Origin of the sequence: Pseudoalteromonas aurantia (assembly GCF_005886875.1) — a bacterium.
Classification (GTDB): Bacteria; Pseudomonadota; Gammaproteobacteria; order Enterobacterales; family Alteromonadaceae; genus Pseudoalteromonas; species Pseudoalteromonas aurantia_A.
In genome coordinates this window covers 1-283 of sequence record NZ_PNBY01000248.1, presented here as the reverse complement: position 1 = coordinate 283, position 283 = coordinate 1, and the positions used below count along the sequence as shown (strand labels likewise).

Here is a 283-nt window from a genome sequence, read left to right as displayed (position 1 = left end):
TGCCACGCAGATGATATTTCTCATAAGCAGAACGGTTGTAGGTTTCCTGGTAGACCAGAACCGCATCAAGACCTAACTCCATAAGTTCTTCGTAATCATTCTGGTCCAGCGGTTGGACTTCCAGAGTGATGTGGGAGAAGTAGAGTCGAACCTTTTCAAGTACGGTTTTGAAGTACTCGGTGCCGACGGTTCCTTCAGCTTCACCCGTCACTAGCAGAATGTGATCAAAGCCCATGGCTTTAATAGCTTGCAGTTCACGATCCAGCTCTTCCATGCTGAGGGT

At 48.1% G+C, this 283-nt stretch carries 1 pseudogene; it reads right to left on the bottom strand.

Annotated features, from left to right (window positions below):
* Positions 1–283, bottom strand: a pseudogene (thiH, locus tag CWC18_RS20855) (2-iminoacetate synthase ThiH); the annotation flags it as partial.